The organism is Mycobacterium sp. E3298, assembly GCF_001666895.1.
Classification (GTDB): domain Bacteria; phylum Actinomycetota; class Actinomycetes; order Mycobacteriales; family Mycobacteriaceae; genus Mycobacterium.
Genome location: NZ_LZJB01000144.1, coordinates 1 through 16690 on the forward strand (window position 1 = coordinate 1; position 16690 = coordinate 16690).

At 67.6% G+C, this 16690-nt stretch carries 20 protein-coding genes; 9 read left to right on the forward strand and 11 right to left on the reverse strand.

From position 1 onward, the window contains the following. On the forward strand, positions 1–195 hold a 195-nt coding region (locus A9X05_RS29465; RefSeq protein ID WP_197498951.1), incomplete at its 5' end, for an ethanolamine ammonia-lyase light chain EutC. On the opposite strand, the gene eutC is transcribed toward A9X05_RS29465, so the two are convergent. Together eutC and A9X05_RS06555 are read right to left on the reverse strand one after the other, a co-directional pair. Further along, positions 149–850 carry an ethanolamine ammonia-lyase subunit EutC gene (eutC, locus tag A9X05_RS06550; protein ID WP_067780077.1) on the reverse strand — a complete coding sequence of 234 codons (702 nt, stop codon included), beginning with the start codon at positions 848–850 and terminating at the stop codon, positions 149–151. The genes A9X05_RS29465 and eutC overlap by 47 nt on opposite strands. After that, positions 850–2256, reverse strand: a complete 1407-nt coding sequence (locus A9X05_RS06555) for an ethanolamine ammonia-lyase subunit EutB (protein WP_067780080.1) — start codon at positions 2254–2256, stop codon at positions 850–852. The genes eutC and A9X05_RS06555 overlap by 1 nt, the downstream gene beginning before the upstream one ends. A gap of 28 nt (positions 2257–2284) precedes the next feature. On the opposite strand from A9X05_RS06555, the gene A9X05_RS06560 reads away from it, so the two are divergent. Together A9X05_RS06560 and A9X05_RS06565 are read left to right on the forward strand one after the other, a co-directional pair. Next, positions 2285–3406 (forward strand): glycoside hydrolase family 76 protein, encoded by a 1122-nt coding sequence (locus A9X05_RS06560; protein WP_067780083.1) that lies wholly within the window; start codon positions 2285–2287, stop codon positions 3404–3406. Next, positions 3403–5352, forward strand: a complete 1950-nt coding sequence (locus A9X05_RS06565; RefSeq protein WP_067780085.1) for an acetoacetate--CoA ligase — start codon at positions 3403–3405, stop codon at positions 5350–5352. The genes A9X05_RS06560 and A9X05_RS06565 overlap by 4 nt, the downstream gene beginning before the upstream one ends. Here A9X05_RS06565 and A9X05_RS06570 read toward each other — a convergent pair. Then, positions 5311–6018, reverse strand: coding sequence for a DedA family protein (locus tag A9X05_RS06570; RefSeq protein WP_067780088.1), 708 nt, complete (start codon positions 6016–6018; stop codon positions 5311–5313). The genes A9X05_RS06565 and A9X05_RS06570 overlap by 42 nt on opposite strands. Positions 6019–6076: 58 nt before the next feature. Between A9X05_RS06570 and fbaA the strand changes: the two genes are divergently transcribed. Then, a complete protein-coding gene (fbaA, locus tag A9X05_RS06575) occupies positions 6077–7108 on the forward strand; it encodes a class II fructose-bisphosphate aldolase (protein WP_067780090.1) in 1032 nt (343 codons plus the stop codon). Positions 7109–7155: 47 nt separating this feature from the next. Here fbaA and A9X05_RS06580 read toward each other — a convergent pair whose 3' ends face one another. After that, positions 7156–7986, reverse strand: a complete 831-nt coding sequence (locus A9X05_RS06580) for a hypothetical protein (protein WP_067759386.1) — start codon at positions 7984–7986, stop codon at positions 7156–7158. Between the two features lie 123 nt (positions 7987–8109). Between A9X05_RS06580 and A9X05_RS06585 the strand changes: the two genes are divergently transcribed. Beyond that, complete coding sequence (locus tag A9X05_RS06585) at positions 8110–8523, forward strand: DUF3151 domain-containing protein (protein WP_067759425.1); 414 nt, start codon at positions 8110–8112, stop codon at positions 8521–8523. On the opposite strand, the gene A9X05_RS06590 is transcribed toward A9X05_RS06585, so the two are convergent. Genes A9X05_RS06590 through A9X05_RS06600 form a run of 3 tightly spaced genes read right to left on the reverse strand, consistent with a single transcriptional unit; the run spans position 8520 to position 10689 of the window. Then, the gene (locus A9X05_RS06590) at positions 8520–9416 is read right to left on the reverse strand and encodes a cation diffusion facilitator family transporter (protein WP_067759389.1); all 897 of its coding nucleotides are present in this window, start codon (positions 9414–9416) and stop codon (positions 8520–8522) included. The two genes, A9X05_RS06585 and A9X05_RS06590, sit on opposite strands and share 4 nt — an antisense overlap. Positions 9417–9456: 40 nt before the next feature. Beyond that, positions 9457–10230, reverse strand: coding sequence for a site-2 protease family protein (locus A9X05_RS06595; RefSeq protein WP_067780092.1), 774 nt, complete (start codon positions 10228–10230; stop codon positions 9457–9459). Between the two features lie 42 nt (positions 10231–10272). Continuing rightward, positions 10273–10689 (reverse strand): DUF1772 domain-containing protein, encoded by a 417-nt coding sequence (locus A9X05_RS06600; protein WP_197498952.1) that lies wholly within the window; start codon positions 10687–10689, stop codon positions 10273–10275. Positions 10690–10936: 247 nt separating this feature from the next. On the opposite strand from A9X05_RS06600, the gene A9X05_RS31970 reads away from it, so the two are divergent. Beyond that, complete coding sequence (locus tag A9X05_RS31970) at positions 10937–11380, forward strand: hypothetical protein (RefSeq protein ID WP_231968956.1); 444 nt, start codon at positions 10937–10939, stop codon at positions 11378–11380. 707 nt (positions 11381–12087) lie between these two features. Here the strand turns inward: A9X05_RS31970 and A9X05_RS06605 are convergent. Further along, complete coding sequence (locus A9X05_RS06605; RefSeq protein ID WP_082970905.1) at positions 12088–13032, reverse strand: hypothetical protein; 945 nt, start codon at positions 13030–13032, stop codon at positions 12088–12090. A gap of 18 nt (positions 13033–13050) precedes the next feature. Then, positions 13051–13227: a hypothetical protein gene (locus A9X05_RS30895; protein ID WP_156736520.1), complete on the reverse strand. Its 177-nt coding sequence runs from the start codon at positions 13225–13227 to the stop codon at positions 13051–13053. 390 nt (positions 13228–13617) lie between these two features. Here A9X05_RS30895 and A9X05_RS06610 point away from each other — a divergent pair, with 390 nt between their 5' ends. The 3 genes from A9X05_RS06610 to A9X05_RS32655 all read left to right on the forward strand — a co-directional run bounded on the left by A9X05_RS06610 (position 13618) and on the right by A9X05_RS32655 (position 15084). Then, positions 13618–14262, forward strand: a complete 645-nt coding sequence (locus A9X05_RS06610; RefSeq protein ID WP_231978272.1) for a uracil-DNA glycosylase family protein — start codon at positions 13618–13620, stop codon at positions 14260–14262. Between the two features lie 368 nt (positions 14263–14630). Beyond that, complete coding sequence (locus A9X05_RS31975; protein WP_067780098.1) at positions 14631–14816, forward strand: hypothetical protein; 186 nt, start codon at positions 14631–14633, stop codon at positions 14814–14816. Further along, a complete protein-coding gene (locus A9X05_RS32655; RefSeq protein WP_368664919.1) occupies positions 14746–15084 on the forward strand; it encodes a DUF732 domain-containing protein in 339 nt (112 codons plus the stop codon). The genes A9X05_RS31975 and A9X05_RS32655 overlap by 71 nt, the downstream gene beginning before the upstream one ends. A 433-nt stretch (positions 15085–15517) precedes the next feature. Here the strand turns inward: A9X05_RS32655 and A9X05_RS30900 are convergent, their stop codons facing one another. Both A9X05_RS30900 and A9X05_RS31555 read right to left on the reverse strand, forming a co-directional pair. Then, complete coding sequence (locus tag A9X05_RS30900) at positions 15518–15796, reverse strand: hypothetical protein (RefSeq protein ID WP_156736524.1); 279 nt, start codon at positions 15794–15796, stop codon at positions 15518–15520. Positions 15797–15948: 152 nt separating this feature from the next. Then, a partial coding sequence (locus A9X05_RS31555; RefSeq protein ID WP_197498953.1) for a hypothetical protein occupies positions 15949–16690 on the reverse strand: 742 nt, incomplete at its 5' end.

A 16690-nucleotide genomic window follows, 5' to 3' on the forward strand; every position in this document is an offset into this window, starting at 1 on the left:
CGCAACTGCGTGTCCAACATCCATCCGCCCGACGGCCTGGACTACCCGGCGGCCGCGGCGGTCACCGCCGCGCTGGTCGCAGGCGCCCGCGAACTCGGCCGCTCGGGGGTCGCCCTCAAAGACACGACGCGAGCGGCGATCGGCAGTTCTAGCGCCTCCGGCCGAGCATCCAACCCAGCACCAGCGCGGCGGTGACCGCCGCGGCCGCCGGGTAGTCCAGGCCGTCGGGCGGATGGATGTTGGACACGCAGTTGCGGTCGGCGTCGGTGCGCCCCGGCGCCGGCCGGTGCGTCAGATAGATGCCCAGGCTGTCGGCGACCGACAGCCCCGGCCGTTCTCCGATCAGCACGAGAACCGTTGTGACACCGAGGGCTGCGCCGATGTGGTCACCGAGCGCGACGCGGGCCTGGGTGGCGACCACCGGCGGGGCGATCGTGTACCGGCCGTCGAACGCGCGCACCAGCGCCTCGACCATGCCCGCGGCGTGGTCGGTCAGCGCCCGGGGCGAGAGGCCGTCGGCGAGCACAAATCCAATGTCCGCCTTGGTGTTCGGCAGATCCGACAGGTCCGCCGGGCTGCGGCCGAGGTCGGGCCGGCGCAGGTATTCGCCGCGGGAGGTGGCCCGGCTGTGCACCTGTAGCGGCTCGCCGATGCCGACGCCGCGGAGCCGCTGGACGAGGCCGTCGACGTCGAGCGGGTCGTGCACGGCGTCGCGTGCCGCGGCGTGCGCTGCCCGAAACTCCAGGACGCGCCGGGTCGGCAGCGAATCTCCCGCCCGCCCGAGGCCGATCCGCGCCTGCGTGGTCGCCCGCAGCGGGGCCCAGACGTCCGGGGGTTCCGGGTCGGTCATCAGCCGGCTGCCAGCGCGCGCAGCGGCGACGTCGCGGGGTCGACGGGCAGGATCCGGCCGTCGGCGTCGGCCATGCCGAGGCCGGCCAGCCACGCCTCGAATTCGGGAGCGGGCCGCAGCCCCAACGCTTTTCGCACGTACAGCGCGTCGTGAAAGGACAGGCTCTGGTAACCCAGCATGATGTCGTCGGCGCCGGGAACGGTGATGACGAACGCGGTGCCCGCCACGCCGAGCAGGGTGAGCAGCGTGTCCATGTCGTCCTGATCGGCCTCGGCGTGGTTGGTGTAGCAGACGTCGACGCCCATCGGCAGGCCGAGCAGTTTCCCGCAGAAGTTGTCTTCCAGGCCGGCGCGGATGATCTGCTTGCCGTCGTAGAGGTACTCCGGCCCGATGAAGCCGACCACGGTGTCGATCAGCAGCGGCTGCAGCGCCCGGGCCACCGCGTAGGCCCGCGCCTCGAGCGTCTGCTGATCGACCGGTTTGTTCCCCACGCCGAGGTGGGCCCCCGCCGACAGCGCCGCGCCCTGCCCGGTCTCCAGGTACATGACGTTGTCGCCGACGGTCCCGCGGTTCAGCGACCGGGCGGCCTCGTTGGCCTCCAGCAGCATCGGAATCGAGGTGCCGAACGAGGCGTTGGCGCCCTCGGTGCCGGCGATCGACTGGAACACCAGGTCGACGGGCGCGCCCCGCTCGATCAGCTCAATCGTGGTCGTGACGTGGCACAGCACGCACGACTGCACCGGGATCGCGAACCGCTGCCGGATGTCGTCGAGCAGGTGCAGCAGGTCGGACGCCGCGCGCGGCGAGTCGGTCGCCGGGTTGACGCCGATCACCGCGTCGCCGCAGCCCATCAGCAGCCCGTCGAGCAGCGCCGCGGCGATCCCGCGCGGGTCGTCGGTGGGATGGTTCGGTTGCAGCCGGGTGGCCAGCGTGCCCGGCAGCCCGATGGTGGTGCGGAATGCCGCGGTCGCCGTCGCCGCGGCGGCCACCAGGATCAAATCCTGATTGCGCATGATCTTCGACACCGCGGCAACCATTTCCGGCGTCAGCCCCGGGGAGACGGCGGCGATGCGCGCCGCGCCGTCGCCGCGGGACGCGGCGTCCAGCAGCCAGTCGCGGAAGCCGCCCACGGTCAAGCCGGCGATCGGGCCGAATGCGTCGCGGTCGTGGCCGTCGATGATGAGGCGGGTGACCTCGTCGGTCTCGTACGGCACCAGCACGTCGGTGAGGAACGTCGCCAGCGGAATGTCGGCCAGCACCCACGCGGCCGCGGCCCGTTCGGCGTCGGAGCCGGCGGCGCACCCCGCCAGCTGGTCGCCGGAGCGCAGCGGCGTCGCCTTGGCCATCACGTCGACCAGCCCGTCGAAGGTGTGCGTGGTCCCCGAAATGGTTTGCCGGTAGCGCATATATCAGTATGAGGCAGGATCGGGGAGTATGGATCAGCTGTGGGTCAACCGCGCGGCCAGCTCCGAGGCCGCCGTCACGCAACGGCACCTCAAGCGCCTCTGGGGCCTGCCCGCAACGCAGCTGGGCGTGGTGGCCTGGCCGTCGACGCGCCGTGACCGGATATTCGGCACCTGGCACTACTGGTGGCAGGCGCACCTGCTGGATTGTCTGGTCGACGCGCAGCTGCGCGACCCGCGGCCCGAGCGGCACACCAGGATCAACCGGCAGGTCCGTTCCCACCGGCTGCGCAACAACTTTCGCTGGACCAACAGCTACTACGACGACATGGCCTGGCTGGCGCTGGCTTTGGAACGCGCCGCCCGGATAGCCGGGGTCGAGCGCCACCGCGCGCTGCCCAAGCTCGCCGACCAGTTCCTGAACGCGTGGGTGCCCGAGGACGGCGGCGGCATCCCGTGGCGCAAGCAGGACCAGTTCTTCAACGCCCCCGCCAACGGCCCGGCGGGAATCTTCCTGGCCCGCTACGGCGAGAAGATGCGGCGCGCCCAGCAGATGGCCGACTGGATCAACGAGACCCTGATCGACCCGGAGACGCACCTGGTGTTCGACGGCATCAAGGCCGGCTCCCTGGTCCGCGCCCAGTACACCTATTGCCAGGGCGTGGTGCTCGGCCTGGAAACGGAACTCGCGGCGCGCACCCATGACGACCGGCACGCCCCGCGGGTGCATCGGCTGGTCGCGGCCGTCGCCGACCACATGGCCCCGACGGGCGTGCTGACCGGGGCCGGCGGCGGGGACGGGGGACTGTTCTCCGGCATCACCGCCCGATACCTGGCGCTGGTCGCCACCACGCTGCCGGGGGACTCGGCGGACGACGCCGCGGCCCGCGACACCGCCCGGCGGATCGTGCTGGCCAGCGCGAAGTCGGCCTGGGACTACCGGCAAACGGTCGACGGGCTGCCGCTGTTCGGCCCGTTCTGGGACCGCGACGCCCAGCTGCCCGGCGCGGAGGGCGGGGAGGCGCAGTTCGTCGAGGGTGCGGTGAACAGTTCCGAGGTCGCCGAGCGGGATCTGTCGGTGCAGCTGTCGGGCTGGATGCTGATGGAGGCCGCCTGTAACGTCACCGCCGTGACGGCAGGGAGCGCGACATGACCGAGCCCGGCAGCTGGATTCCCGACGAGGCGACGCTGGCCCAAGCAAACCTCACCCACTTCATGGCGTGGCTCGCGGAGACGGGCCGCGGCCGCTTCGGCGACTACCCCGCGCTGCTGCGCAAGTCCGTGGACGACATCGAGTGGTTCTGGGATGCCGTGTGGCACTACTTCGGCATCCAGGCGAGCAGCCCGCCGCGCGCGGTGCTGGGCAACCGTTCCATGCCGGGCGCCGAGTGGTTCCCCGGCGCCACGCTCAACTACGCCACCGAGATCTTCCGGCACGCCACCGACGAGCGCCCGGCGATGATCGTCGTGGGCGAGGACGGCGCGTGCGAGTGGTCGTGGGCGCGGCTGCGCCGCGAGACCGGCGCGTTCGCGGCGTACCTGCGTGGCCTCGGCGTGCGGCCCGGGGACGCCGTCGTCGGCTACCTGCCCAACGTCGGCGAGGCGGCGGTGGCCGCCCTGGCCGCCGCCAGCGTCGGCGCCATCTGGGCGGTGTGCAACCAGGACGTGGCCGTCGACGGCGTGATCGCCCGGCTGGGCCAGGTGGAGCCGGTCGTGCTGGTGGCCACCGACGGGTCGGTGTACGACGGCAAGCGCATCGACCGGCGCGCGGAGCTGGACACGATCCGGCGGGCGATGCCCAGCCTGCGCGCCACCGTGGTGGTGCCGCGGCTCGGGCTGGCGAGCGACGGCGACACCGTCGCGTGGGCGATGGCGGTGGCATCCGACGCCGAGCTGGAGATCGCGGCCGTGCCGTTCGCGCATCCGCTGTGGGTGATGTTCTCGTCCGGCACCACCGGTAAGCCCAAGGGCATCGTGCACGGTCACGGCGGCACGGTGATCGAGCACCTGAAATACCTGAGCCTGCAACTGGACCTGCACGCCGGCGAGCGCTTCCTGTGGTACTCGTCGACCAGCTGGATGATGTGGAACCTGCTGCTGTCGGGGCTGCTGGTCGACACCACGATCGTGCTCTACGACGGCAGCCCAACGCATTTGGGCACCGACGGGCTGTGGCGGGTCGCCGCCGAGAGCGGTGTCAACGTGCTCGGCGCCGGCGCGGGCTACCTGCTGGCCTGCGCCAAGAAGGGGCTCAAGCCGGGGGCGACGTACCCGCTGGACGGGCTGCGCGCCGTGGGCTCCACCGGCTCGCCCCTGCCCGCGTCCGGATTCCGTTGGGTGCACGAGGGACTCGGCCGGTCGGTGCCGGTGATCTCGATGAGCGGCGGCACCGACGTCTGCACCGCCTTCATCGGCGGCTGCGCGATCCTGCCCGTGGTCGCCGGCGAGCTGTCGTGCATCTGCCTGGGCGCGGCCATCGAAGCCTGGTCCGGCGCAAACCATCCGGTGATCGGCGAGGAGGGCGAGCTGGTGATCACCGAGCCGATGCCCTCGATGCCGGTCTTCTTCTGGAACGACGACGATGGCAGCCGCTACCGCGCAGCCTATTTCGAGAAGTATCCGGGCGTGTGGTGTCACGGCGACTGGATCACCATCACCGACCGGGGATCCGTTGTGGTGCACGGCCGTTCGGACGCAACCCTGAACCGGATGGGCGTGCGGATGGGCAGCGCCGAGATCTACACCGCGGTGGAGGGCATGCCCGAGGTGGGCGACTGCCTGGTGGTCGGCGTCGAGCAGGACGACGGCGGCTACTGGATGCCGCTGTTCGTGGCCCTGGCCGACGGCGCCGAACTCGACGAGGGGTTGCGGTCCAGGATCGTCGCGGCCATCCGTCAGCACGCCTCCCCGCGCCACGTGCCCGACGACATCCTGGCGGTTCCCGGGATCCCGCGCACGCTGACCGGCAAGCGGCTGGAGATCCCGATCAAGCGGATCTTGCTGGGCGCCGCGCCGGGCGAGGCGGTGCAGCAGAGCTCGATCGACCGGCCGGAACTGCTAGACGCTTTCGTTGCGTACCGCAGAAGTCGGGTGTCCTGACTCCGGCTCCGGGGCGGCCGGCCCCCGTCGGCGCGCCCGGTAGCTCCGCACGGCCGCGATGAACGCCGGCATCAGCGACACGACGAGGATCACCAGCAGGATCTTCTGCAGGTTGTGGTGCACGAACGGCACGTTGCCCAGGAAGTAGCCCGCCAGCGTCACGCCGCCGCCCCACAGGATGCCGCCGACGATGTCGAAGCCCAGAAACACGGGGTAGCGCATGTAGGACACCCCCGCGACCGGCGGGACGAACGTCCGCACGAACGGCGCGAACCGGGCCAGGATGATCGCCCAGGGCCCGTATTTCTCGAAGAACGCGTGCGACTCGGTCACGTAGTGCTTCTTGAAAAACCGGGAGTCTTCCTTCTTGAACAGGGCCGGGCCGATCCGCCGCCCGATGAAGTAACCGGTCTGATCGCCCAGTATCGCCACCAGCGCGACGGCGGGGGCCAGCACCCAGATGCTCGCCGGCGGATTCGGGTGCGCGGCGAGCAGGCCGCCGGTGAACAACAGCGATTCGCCGGGCAGCAGCGGGAACAGCAGGCCGGTCTCGATGAAGACGATGACCAGGATCCCCGGCAGCACCGCGGAGCCGAAGACGCCGTCGGCGCCCAACCAGTACATCGGGTCGAAGATGTGGGGCAGGGCCGTCACGGTGGTGCTCACGATGCTTCAACATACCGGTGTTGCGATACTGGATGGGCCTAGTCGCCAGGAGGAGCCCATGCCCATCGCCACGCCCGAGGTATACGCCGAGATGCTGGGCCGCGCCAAGGAAAACTCGTACGCCTTCCCGGCCATCAACTGCACCTCCTCGGAGACGGTCAACGCGGCGATCAAGGGCTTCGCCGACGCCGGCAGCGACGGCATCATCCAGTTCTCCACCGGCGGTGCGGAGTTCGCCTCCGGCCTGGGGGTGAAGGACATGGTGACCGGCGCGGTGGCGCTGGCCGAGTTCACCCGCGTGATCGCGGCCAGATACCCGATCAATGTCGCGTTGCACACCGACCACTGCCCCAAGGACAAGCTGGACAGCTACGTGCGGCCGCTGCTGCGGATCTCCGCTGAGCGGGTGGCCGCGGGGCAGGACCCGTTGTTCGGGTCGCACATGTGGGACGGCTCGGCCGTGCCGATCGACGAGAACCTGACCATCGCGCAGGAACTGCTCAAGGAGGCCGCGGCCGCCAAGATCATTCTCGAGATCGAGATCGGCGTCGTCGGCGGCGAGGAGGACGGCGTCGCCCACGAGATCAACGACAAGCTGTACACCACGCCGGAGGACTTCGAGAAGACCATCGAGGCGCTCGGGCACGGCGAGCACGGCAAGTACCTGCTGGCCGCGACGTTCGGCAATGTGCACGGCGTCTACAAGCCGGGCAACGTCAAGCTGCGGCCCGACATCCTGGCCCAGGGCCAGCAGGTCGCCGCGGCCAAGCTGGGCCTGCCCGACGGCGCCAAGCCGTTCGACTTCGTCTTCCACGGCGGGTCGGGCTCGCTGAAGTCGGAGATCGAGGAGGCGTTGCGCTACGGCGTGGTGAAGATGAACGTCGACACCGACACCCAGTACGCGTTCACCCGCCCGATCGCCGGCCACATGTTCAGCAACTACGACGGCGTGCTCAAGGTCGACGGCGAGGTGGGCAACAAAAAGGTCTACGACCCGCGCAGTTACCTCAAGAAGGGCGAGGCGTCGATGAGCGAGCGCGTGGTGGAGGCCTGCGAGGACCTGCACTGCGCCGGGAAGTCCGTCGGCTAGCCGCTCGAACGTGCGGCTGGCCGCACACTCGACGCCGAAGGCTCAACCTAGCCGCTCGGGGACTGGCAGATCTTCCACTGGTCATCGCGATACTGCAGGTCCAGGCTGCGGGTGGAACGGACCTGCGGGTCGTAGGCCATGAACGTGGTGACGTTGGCCTCGGCGTGCTGGCCGTTGACCACCACCTGGTCGATGCTCGCGATCACCGGATACTGCCTGGCCGCCGAGACCCGGCGGTACGTCTCATCCCACGAGTGCTCGTCGTAGTCCACGTACCCGTCGCGGGTGGTGCCGCAGGTGATGGTGCGCAGCGTGGTCAGGTCGCCCTTTTGGATCGCGGTGTCGAAGCTCTGGATGGTTGTGCGGACCATGTCCTCCTGCGACACCTTCGTGTGCTTGCCGCGGGTGAGCAGCACCGTGCCCAGGATCGCGATCGCGGCCAGCGCCAGCACGATCACCACCAGCGCCAGCACCCAGCCCCAGTTGATCTGCCGGGAGGTGCGCAGCTTTCCGCCGAGTCGAGGCGGAATCGACTGTGGCACAGCGGATTTGGGGGGCACCCCAAGCTGCGCGGTCTGGCCCTCCGGAGGTGTCGAGAAGGCCTCGGTGGCGGGCTCCGGGGTGGTGGCGATCACCGTGGTCTCTTTGGCGTCGAAACCGGGCGCGGTGAAGCGGCGTTCGCGCTGCTGGGCGTCCGCGTCGTCCCCGGGAACCCCCGGGCCGCCGCCCGAATCGGGCCGGATCACGACGGTCTCCGTCTCGGAGTCGCTCGGGATGAGCGGGACGCCCTCGGTCGCGTCTTCGCCTGACTGCGCGGCCCATTCGTGCCCAGGCGCGTTCGGCGTGCCGCCGCGGTCGGGCTCGGGTGGCTGGGGCATGAGTACGGCTGTCCTCCGCTATCGGGTGGGGTAGTTGGAGAGCTTAGCGACCCGTCCCCCTCGATGGGGTGATGGTCGAGGTCCGCCGCCCCGGCGAAATGGGGCAGCTGCAGAATGGGAGCCATGACGCCGCCACGAGACCTGCTCGGACCCGACCCGACCCTGTTGCCGGGCGATCCCGACGCCGAGGCGGAACTGCTCGCCGGCGAGAAGCCCGCGATCGTCGCCGCCGCGCATCCGTCGGCGTCGGTGGCCTGGGCGGCGCTGGCCGAACAGGCGCTGGCCGACGAGCAGGCCGTCACGGCGTACGCGTACGCCCGCACCGGCTATCACCGCGGCCTGGACCAGCTGCGCCGGAACGGCTGGAAGGGCTTCGGCCCGGTGCCGTATTCGCATGAGCCCAACCGCGGGTTCCTGCGCTGTGTGGCGGCGCTGGCCCGGGCCGCCGACACGATCGGCGAATCCGAGGAACACCTGCGCTGCCTGGACCTGCTTGACGATTGCGACCCGGAGGCGCGGCCGGCGCTGGGCCTCTAGAAGCTCTCCGAACACTCCGCTTCGCCGGGCCCGTCGATCTGCACGGTGGCGTGCTCCAGCCCGCGCGCCGAGAGCACGGTCCGGGCGTCCTGCAGCACCCGGGCGGAGTCGCCGGTGCTGCGCAGGTGCGCGGTGCACATGTCCTTGCCCGGCGACAGCGTCCACACGTGTAGGTCGTGCACCTCGGTCACGCCGTCGACGGCGCCCAGCGCCGAGCGCAGCTCCTCCACGTCGATGTGGGTCGGCGACGATTCGGACAGGATCCGCAACGCTTCGCGGGCCAGCGAGATCGCCCGCGGCAGCACCCACAACGCGACCAGGACCGCCACCACCACGTCGGCGTAGGGCCAGCGGGTCGTGACGGTGACGATGCCGGCGATCAGCACCCCGAGGCTGCCCACACTGTCGGCGACCACCTCCATGTAGGCGCCCTTGACCGCCAGGCTCTGCCCGGAGTGCGACCGCAGCAGCAGCGCGACCACGAGGTTGGCCAGCAGGCCGGCGAGCGCGACCACGATCATCGGCACGCCGGGGACCGACGGCGTTTCCCTCAGCCGCTGGATCGCTTCCCAGAGAATGAACAGGGCCACCCCCATCAGCAGGCCCGCGTTGGCGACCGCCGTGAACACCTCGGCGCGGTGCCAGCCGTAGGTCCGCGACGGCGACGAGCTGCCGCGGCGGGCCAGCGTCACGGCGGCCAGGCCCATGAAGACGGCGACGACGTCGGTCAGCATGTGGCCCGCGTCGGCCAGCAGCGCGATCGAGTTGATGAGCAACGAGGTGGTCAGCTCGATCACGAAGAACGCCGCCAGGATGGCGGCGGCGACGATCATGCGAGGGATCAGCCGGGACCCGTCGGTCTCGGCGGGACTGTGACTGTGGCCTGCGCCCATGGCGAGCAATATATGCACATTCGCGCATATATGGCAAGGGTCAGAACCAGCGGCTCCAGAAGCGGGTCAGCACGTTGCCCGCCGACACCAGCCACGTCGGCACCCCCGAGAAGTCGAACAGCCACAGCACGGCCCCGAAGAACCAGTTACCGCCCGCCAGGAGCAAAAACAGCAGAATGAAGAAGCCCCATTGCTTGGCCGGCGCCACCGCGCGCTGGGTCTCGGGGCTTAGGTGCGGCTCCAGCGCGTCGTAGCCGTCCAGGCCCGGGATGGGCAGCACGTTCAGCACCACCGCGGTCAGCTGCAGGAATCCCAGGAAGGCCACGCCCGCCCAGAGCACCTGGTGGAACGGGTCGTAGAACACCCGCGTGAGGGTGAGCAGCAGCACCGCCAGCGCCAGGTTGGCCGCGGGGCCCGCGAGGCTGACCAGGGTGCGCTGGTTCGGCGTCATGAACCAGGTCCGCAGGTACACGGCGGCGCCCGGCAGGCCGATTCCGCCCAGCGCGATCACCACCATCGGCAGCAGCAGCGACAGCGCGGGATGGCTGTAACGCCGGGGATCCAGCGTCAGGTACCCGCGCACGGCGGCGTCGTGGTCGCCGAATCGCCAGGCGGTCACCGCGTGCCCGAATTCGTGCAGGCACAGCGACACCAACCAGCCGGCGATGACGAAGGTGAACACCCCGACGTACGCCAGTGGCCGCACGGTGCTGCCGGCCAGCCAGGCCAGCGCGCCGCCGGCCGCCGTCACGGCCACCAGGGCCAGGAAGATGGGGCTGGGTCGCAACGATTCGCGCCGGGCGGGCAGGTTCACCGGTCGAAACTATCGGACCGCCCGTCGACGGGGTTTGGCGCGCTACCGTGCGCCCCGCCGCGCGATGACCTGGCTCGCGCGGTTCGCGGCGATCAACGCGCCACACGCGGCGGCGATCCGAACCAGATTGAGCCGGTACCAGGTTCGGAGTCGGGCGGCCCGTACGTCTGGCGGCGGCGCCGTGTCGGCAAACATCACCGGGAGGTTCACCGTCCGGATCAGATAGCCGGTGAGGGCCAATCCGGTGACCGAGCATCCCGCCGTAACGGCCAACCAGCCCCTGGCGTCGTCGATTTCCCAGCCCTTGCTCACGGCTGCGGCCGTGGCCGCCACGGTGATCGGTGCGGCGGCAGCGTAATAGCGCACCGGGCTGCCCGGTGCCAACACCGATGACGGCCTCGGCTGGGCGGCAAGCCGCTCCGGGATATGGACGACCGCTTCGTAGATGTTGCCGAACAACCACTGCGCCTGTCCCAGCTGGGTCAGGTCCAGCAGCCGGACGACAACATTCGGCCGGCACGCAAGCCTATTCGCTGCCAATGGCGTCCCCCTCATGCGTGGAGTTCTCGAGAATATCGACGTTCCGCAGCCGCGAAATGTGACACGATGCGCTCCATTCGTCACGTCGACCGGCGCGCGGGTCAGGTGAATTCGCGGCGCAGGGGGTACCGACTAGGCATGACGGATAAATGGTTCTTCGACGTCGATGCGCCGGGACAACTTGACCCCGGCGGATCTGTGCGACCAGATCGAGCAGAAGATCCATCTCAACGCGGACAACCAAAGACCCCCTGAGGAGTTCGGCGACTGGCAGATGTGCGTGGCGGGCCCGGGACGCCACCATCCACAAGCTGAGCGCCGCCGTCGTCAACTTTTGCCTAATCGTCAAGCACCTGGCGTCGAAGCAGCAGGGCGACGGCGCCTAGCCCGCGACCTGCCGGACCGCCGGCCAGCCCTCGACGTTGCGGTAGAACAAGGAGTAAAACCCAAGGGCTTCAACCTGATCACCAGTGGCGATGGCAGAGGTGCCTCGCCAATCCCCGAGTCGAAACGCCGCCTCTGTAGCGTGGTGCGGCGCGCCCTAGCAGCCGCTCAAGCTGTTCGGCTGGTGGTCACGCGGCGCATTGTTGACAGCGATACAGAGGTCTGATCCTGCCCTTCCCGGTGGGGGCGCTGTGGGGAGCAGGGTTGCGGTTATGGTTGGGCTTGGGGGGTCCAGCGGTGCGGGGTCTGCGTTGGCCATGGCAGGGGTCAGCCCTATGACAGCCATCGCCAACCCACCGGCGAGAACGGTTATGGCGGCCGATTTTTTCAGCGTGGGCCCAGTGGTGCGGTCGAGGTGATGCGGCGTGATCATGATGATGTCTCCTCGTTTCGTCGCAGCCCCGGTGGGCCGGGCTGATAGGTAGGTAGGACCAGCCCGCCAATCGGAGAATCTGACAACTCTTTCTTTCGGGGACCGTTCAGGGCGGAAGCCGGAGATTCCAGGCAAATGGGTGGTGCGCCCAAACCTAGATTGAGGCTATTCGAGCGGGCTGGGGACGTCTCGCTTTTGCAGAACGAACTGTCAGCAAAGTCGCCAGCGCCGTAATGCGGACCGCGCTCGCGAATCCTGCGGACTCAGCCCAACTATCGGACCGCCAGCCAGCCCTCGACGTTGCGGTAGAACACCGTCATAGGGTTGACGAGGTAGGGCAGGGCTCGAAAACCCACTCTCAAGTGCGGAGATACCATCCGTTAGCGTTGGGCAGAATGGCTGGTTATGAATGCCTTTGCGGACTTTTTGCGGACTTGCCACCGGGCCACGCGCGCCACTCCCGAGGGCAGTTGACCGCCGCCGACAGCCGGCCGACTAACTCACGGTGCGGCGCCAGCCCAATTCTTCGCCCAGATGCTGCCAGAGTCGGACCAGAAGACCTTTACGGTCTCACCCCTTCCGAACATGAGCGTCATCAAGTGATAAACCGTGAGCACCGCCTCTTGAAGTGGCTGCTCATCCTCTAGGTCATCAACGACGACGCCTTGGCCCCGGGCTTCATCCCGATCAATCCGTCTGCCATGACTCTTGTGTGTTGTGGCGTCGTTGAAGTGGTGGGCAACTCGATTGCCCTCCGCAGCCGGATCAGTTGCTGACTTGAACATCGCTTTCGCCAACCACCGTGCAACCATCGTCTCCGAATAGTCCAAAGCGTTCTGGGCCTCCTGTAGGAGGGACGGCCCAAGGCTCTGAACAATGGGTGCCCACACATGCGCATTGGCTACGTTGCCGAGAACATCCTTTTGTGCGCGATCAAACTGCTCGGTGACAGCGCGGGCGGAGATGCTTCCTCCGTTTGATAACTGCATCTGCGGATCGATTGGGCCAAGCTGACTTTGTCTTCCCATAATGATCCGGTCGGCCGACAGACTAATCATCGTTCCTGCCGACATGGCGAATGCAGGAACAATGACCTCGATATCGGTAAATTTGGTTCGCAGGTACGACACAAAAGTCTCGGTGGCGTTAGTCTGCCCGCCGGGGGTATGGAGGATGAGCGACAGGCCAAGACTGCAGTTCATCCTGTGAATGACGCTCATGAGCCCGTTTAGGTCTTCGTTCGTGATCGTAATATTGTTGTTCGGTATATCGGGCTTCTGCAGGAAGGCCGAGCCGTACAAAATTACATTTCGGTTGCCACGCAATCGCCGAACATCCGCCAAAGTGTTATTCATCTTGTCGGTCAGCCATTTGGTGGCAATGCTGGGGTCGTTCGGATCCTGATTGGCGTTGAACTCGCTTAAAAGGTCATTCCACGAAGGCATTGCTGGGCGCTGCCGCGACTAACTGATTGTTATGGTCATCGGCGCTGGTAGTGGTGTTATATGTTCACGCCTTTGCGTAATGCTGGCAACAGAAGTGACGCCCGACAGCTCCAGATAGCGTTCATAGAGTACGGCGGCATCAGCAAGTGCTTCCATTGCTTTTTCAGCATTCTGCGGGTTGGGCATATCGGTCATGATGCAGCATCCCCTCGGTCCCACGCGCGTTGCATCACACCAACTATAGCTGTGATGTGCGTCACATTTACCGGCGGGCGTCCTGTAATGTCGTCGTCTTCGCAGGTGGACGAGGTGGCAGAGGCATATTTTCGAGATGGTTCGGCCCCATGGGGCCAGGTGGCGGCCAACGCCACCCGCCTACACAAAGCATGCGGTTCCACTGCGCTTCCGCCCCGTGGTCATCGCGCCGACCCTCGCCAACGTGCAAGCGACCAGCGGCGCCACGAAGACCGACCCGTCGCGGCGATCCCGTTAGCGGTGCGGTTCGCCAAAAAGGGGACCTTTAGACCGGGAAAAGCAGACGAAGGGCCCTGGCCACCGCATTGTCAGCGGCGAAACGTCTCCTCCATGCTGACCAAGCTGACGATCGCCAAGACTCACACGGCGGCCGGCACCACCAATCCGCTGAGCGTGCTCAACACCGAAATCGCCAACTGCGACAAGTGCCCCGGTATGAACATTCCGGGCGAAACCCAATCCGCGCCCGGCTACGGCTCACCAACCTCGCCGATCATGCTGGTCGGCCAAAGCTTGTGTGGGCCGTGCATGGAGACCGGCATCCCCTTTACCGGCGGCTCCGGGCGGCTCATCGACGCCGCCTTGACCGTCGCTGGCCGCCGCAAGGACGAAATTTTCACAACCAACGTCGTGCATTGCCACCCACCCGACAACCAGCCATCCGAACCGGCCTGGATCGCCAACTGCGCCGACTATTTGCGACGTGAGTTCGCGGTGGTTCGGCCTTGGTTGATCGTCGGGTTGGGCGAAGACGCCCGCACCGCGATCCGCGCCGAATACCCAAACTCTCCGGCGCTGGAATGGTGGCCGTTCATCGCGCCGGCGCACCCGACTACCGACGGCCCTGCGCTACTGTTCTTGCCGCACCCACGCTGGGTGATGACCAGGCCCGCGCACCTACGCGAAGCGTGGGTGGTGGGCCTAGCCTCCGCGATCAACTGGGCATTCCGAGGCCCCACGGTTGAGACCGCATGAGGGACGCTTCAAGTGATCCACCTTCGTGCCCATTACTCGCCGAAGGCAGTCACCGTCCCGACTGCCGCAACGGTCCCCGCCGACGATGAGCAACTTGAGCGCCTGGCGGCCAGCGGCGAGCTACCAGTGGCTGTGGCTCCTCAAGATGATGAGTGTTTGACGTCGGCGGAGGGGATGCCGACACAGGCCGCCCCGCCGATCCCTGACGACGACAAGCCGCCGACGGTGGCGGCACCGTACGAGTTCCCCGAGGCTTACTCCGAGGAGCCGCCCGAGTGGTCGTGGCGGTCGTGGACCGTGGCGTGGCGGGACGCTGCGATCATCGTGATTGCGGGGTTGGCGTTGGCGGCGGCGGCGGGATTCGGCTTGTGGGCGCTACTCGACCATCAGACGCCGACGCCGAGCGCGCCGAGTTCAACGCCTGCGCCGCCACCGGCGCCGCCGCCACCGCCAACGCCGTCCACGTCGACGTCGACGTCGACGATGACTGTGACGGTGTCACCGTCCACGACGACTTTGCTGGCACCGCCGCCGCAGCTCCCAACGGTGCCTAATCCGACTCTCCAGGATCAGGCTTTTGAAGAGCTGGTGAGGCGTGCTGGTGTGACGACACACAACCGTGAGAACGAGATACGCAACGCCCATCACCTATGTCGGGCTCTGCGTGACGGTTCCACTAAGCAAGCAGAGGCCACCGGCTGGGCGGCCGCAGACAATTACGTGCTGGCACCAGCACAGATAGTCGCCGTGATTGATGCGGCGGTCGCGGTGTATTGCCCCGACCAGTCGGGTGCGTGGGTGTACTACCCGCAAGCCCATTAATTAACCAAACGAACACGGCACTGCCCCAGCGGGGCGTCCGGCTGGCGTCGCGCCGAACCGCGCCAACGTGGCCGCCCCCAGCGGGGCCAGAAAGGTCGCGCCGTCTAACCGTTGACCTTCGGCCCCTACCGAGCACGGCCCATTTTCACAAAACGCGCTTAATTAATTGCAACACTAGGCCGCGTGGAACACGTACTCGCCGCTGTTGCGCTCACCGCCGCACTGTTCGCCCCGGCTCCTGCGCCGCCGCTCGCGCCATCAAATTGCTATCCGCTAACCAATAGCGGCAGGTGTTACGAACCCGGTCAATTCTGTCGCAGCAGCGACCACGGAGTTTCTGGCGTGGCCGGTGATGGCGAGAAAATCGTCTGCCAAAACAATGACGGCTGGCGCTGGGAACCGGCCTAATCGCTGACACCCGCCCCGCCGGGGTTCAGCTGTGCGCCCTCCCCTCCTCGCGCACCGGAGGGACCACCCCGCCCCCACGCAACCGCGCCTCCCGACGCGCCATCACCACATCCAACGGGCCACCAGATTTCTCACGCTCCGCCAGTTCTTCGATCTCGGCGGCGACCGCCGCCAATCTGCGGCACAGTGGCTCGACATCACGAACACATTCGGCCCGGTCAACCGCATCGACCAGGCGGCCCCGCAGTTCACGGAGCAGTTTCAGGCGGCTTTCGGAACTTGCCGCCTTGGCCAACGGCGTCATACGTTGAGCCATATCAAATACCTCCCGACGCGATAGTCAAATCCGTTGTCTCACAGCTGTTTCGACCACCTGACATTATTCTGCCGGAGGTCGAGGGGCAGCAATGCTTGGGTTGCCGCGGCTATCGCCACCTGGGGCCCACCCCCACCCACTTAGATGGCTGCCATCCGACCACCGATCATCACACGTTCGGCTTTGGGCGCTGGCTTGTAGCCGGGATCGTACGGATCGTGCCGGGTGGTGCGGTAGGTGCCGAGCGGTGCGCCAGCTACCTGCTCGGTGCGGACCTCAACCGGCACCGGCTCGTCATACGCTGCGAAGCTGCCGAGGTCTGCGGCGCGCAGGGTAGCGCCGACTCGGTGCAGGGCCGACCAGCGCCCACACCTGCCTTCGGCAAGCCACGCCTCCCATACCCTTCTCCGGTGCAGGCCGGTCGCGTCCACGGCCAGCCCGATGAGTGCGGCATTGGTGAACGCGTCTTTGATTCCGGCGAGTGCGGCGGCGGTGGCCAAGAGTTTCAGCAGCGCATCGAGTTTAGCTGCTCCCGCTTCGGCTGCGGTCCATGCTGCGCGTTGCTCGTCGCGCGCGTTGACGACGCTGGCTGCTGATGCTTCGACGTCGGTGGTTGCTGCCGCGTCCGCGAATGCTGTTGCTGCGCTGTCGAACTGGTCGACTACCTGCTGGTAGATGTCGCCCGCGTGGGGGCGGTACAGTTCCAGCAGTCGCCGCTCGACGACGCTTGCCACCCTGTTGTCGACTTCGGCTTGGCTTTGCGGGGAAGCTGTTTCGGCCAACGCCAAAGCATGCAACAGGGTGACGTCGTCGCTCTTGCTGGGGTTGATGATGGCGGCGGTGAGCCGGTCGCAGGCGGGGAGTTGCAGCGCCCGGTAGGCG

Bases quoted from the DNA above. Each gene is read 5' to 3' on its own strand.
- eutC (WP_067780077.1), bottom strand. From the start codon at position 850: ATGACCGACCCGGAACCCCCGGACGTCTGGGCCCCGCTGCGGGCGACC.
- A9X05_RS06555 (WP_067780080.1), bottom strand. From the start codon at position 2,256: ATGCGCTACCGGCAAACCATTTCGGGGACCACGCACACCTTCGACGGG.
- A9X05_RS06560 (WP_067780083.1), top strand. From the start codon at position 2,285: ATGGATCAGCTGTGGGTCAACCGCGCGGCCAGCTCCGAGGCCGCCGTC.
- A9X05_RS06565 (WP_067780085.1), top strand. From the start codon at position 3,403: ATGACCGAGCCCGGCAGCTGGATTCCCGACGAGGCGACGCTGGCCCAA.
- fbaA (WP_067780090.1), top strand. From the start codon at position 6,077: ATGCCCATCGCCACGCCCGAGGTATACGCCGAGATGCTGGGCCGCGCC.
- A9X05_RS06580 (WP_067759386.1), bottom strand. From the start codon at position 7,986: ATGCCCCAGCCACCCGAGCCCGACCGCGGCGGCACGCCGAACGCGCCT.
- A9X05_RS06585 (WP_067759425.1), top strand. From the start codon at position 8,110: ATGACGCCGCCACGAGACCTGCTCGGACCCGACCCGACCCTGTTGCCG.
- A9X05_RS06590 (WP_067759389.1), bottom strand. From the start codon at position 9,416: ATGGGCGCAGGCCACAGTCACAGTCCCGCCGAGACCGACGGGTCCCGG.
- A9X05_RS31970 (WP_231968956.1), top strand. From the start codon at position 10,937: ATGCGCCGGGACAACTTGACCCCGGCGGATCTGTGCGACCAGATCGAG.
- A9X05_RS06605 (WP_082970905.1), bottom strand. From the start codon at position 13,032: ATGCCTTCGTGGAATGACCTTTTAAGCGAGTTCAACGCCAATCAGGAT.
- A9X05_RS30895 (WP_156736520.1), bottom strand. From the start codon at position 13,227: ATGACCGATATGCCCAACCCGCAGAATGCTGAAAAAGCAATGGAAGCA.
- A9X05_RS06610 (WP_231978272.1), top strand. From the start codon at position 13,618: ATGCTGACCAAGCTGACGATCGCCAAGACTCACACGGCGGCCGGCACC.
- A9X05_RS32655 (WP_368664919.1), top strand. From the start codon at position 14,746: ATGACTGTGACGGTGTCACCGTCCACGACGACTTTGCTGGCACCGCCG.
- A9X05_RS30900 (WP_156736524.1), bottom strand. From the start codon at position 15,796: ATGACGCCGTTGGCCAAGGCGGCAAGTTCCGAAAGCCGCCTGAAACTG.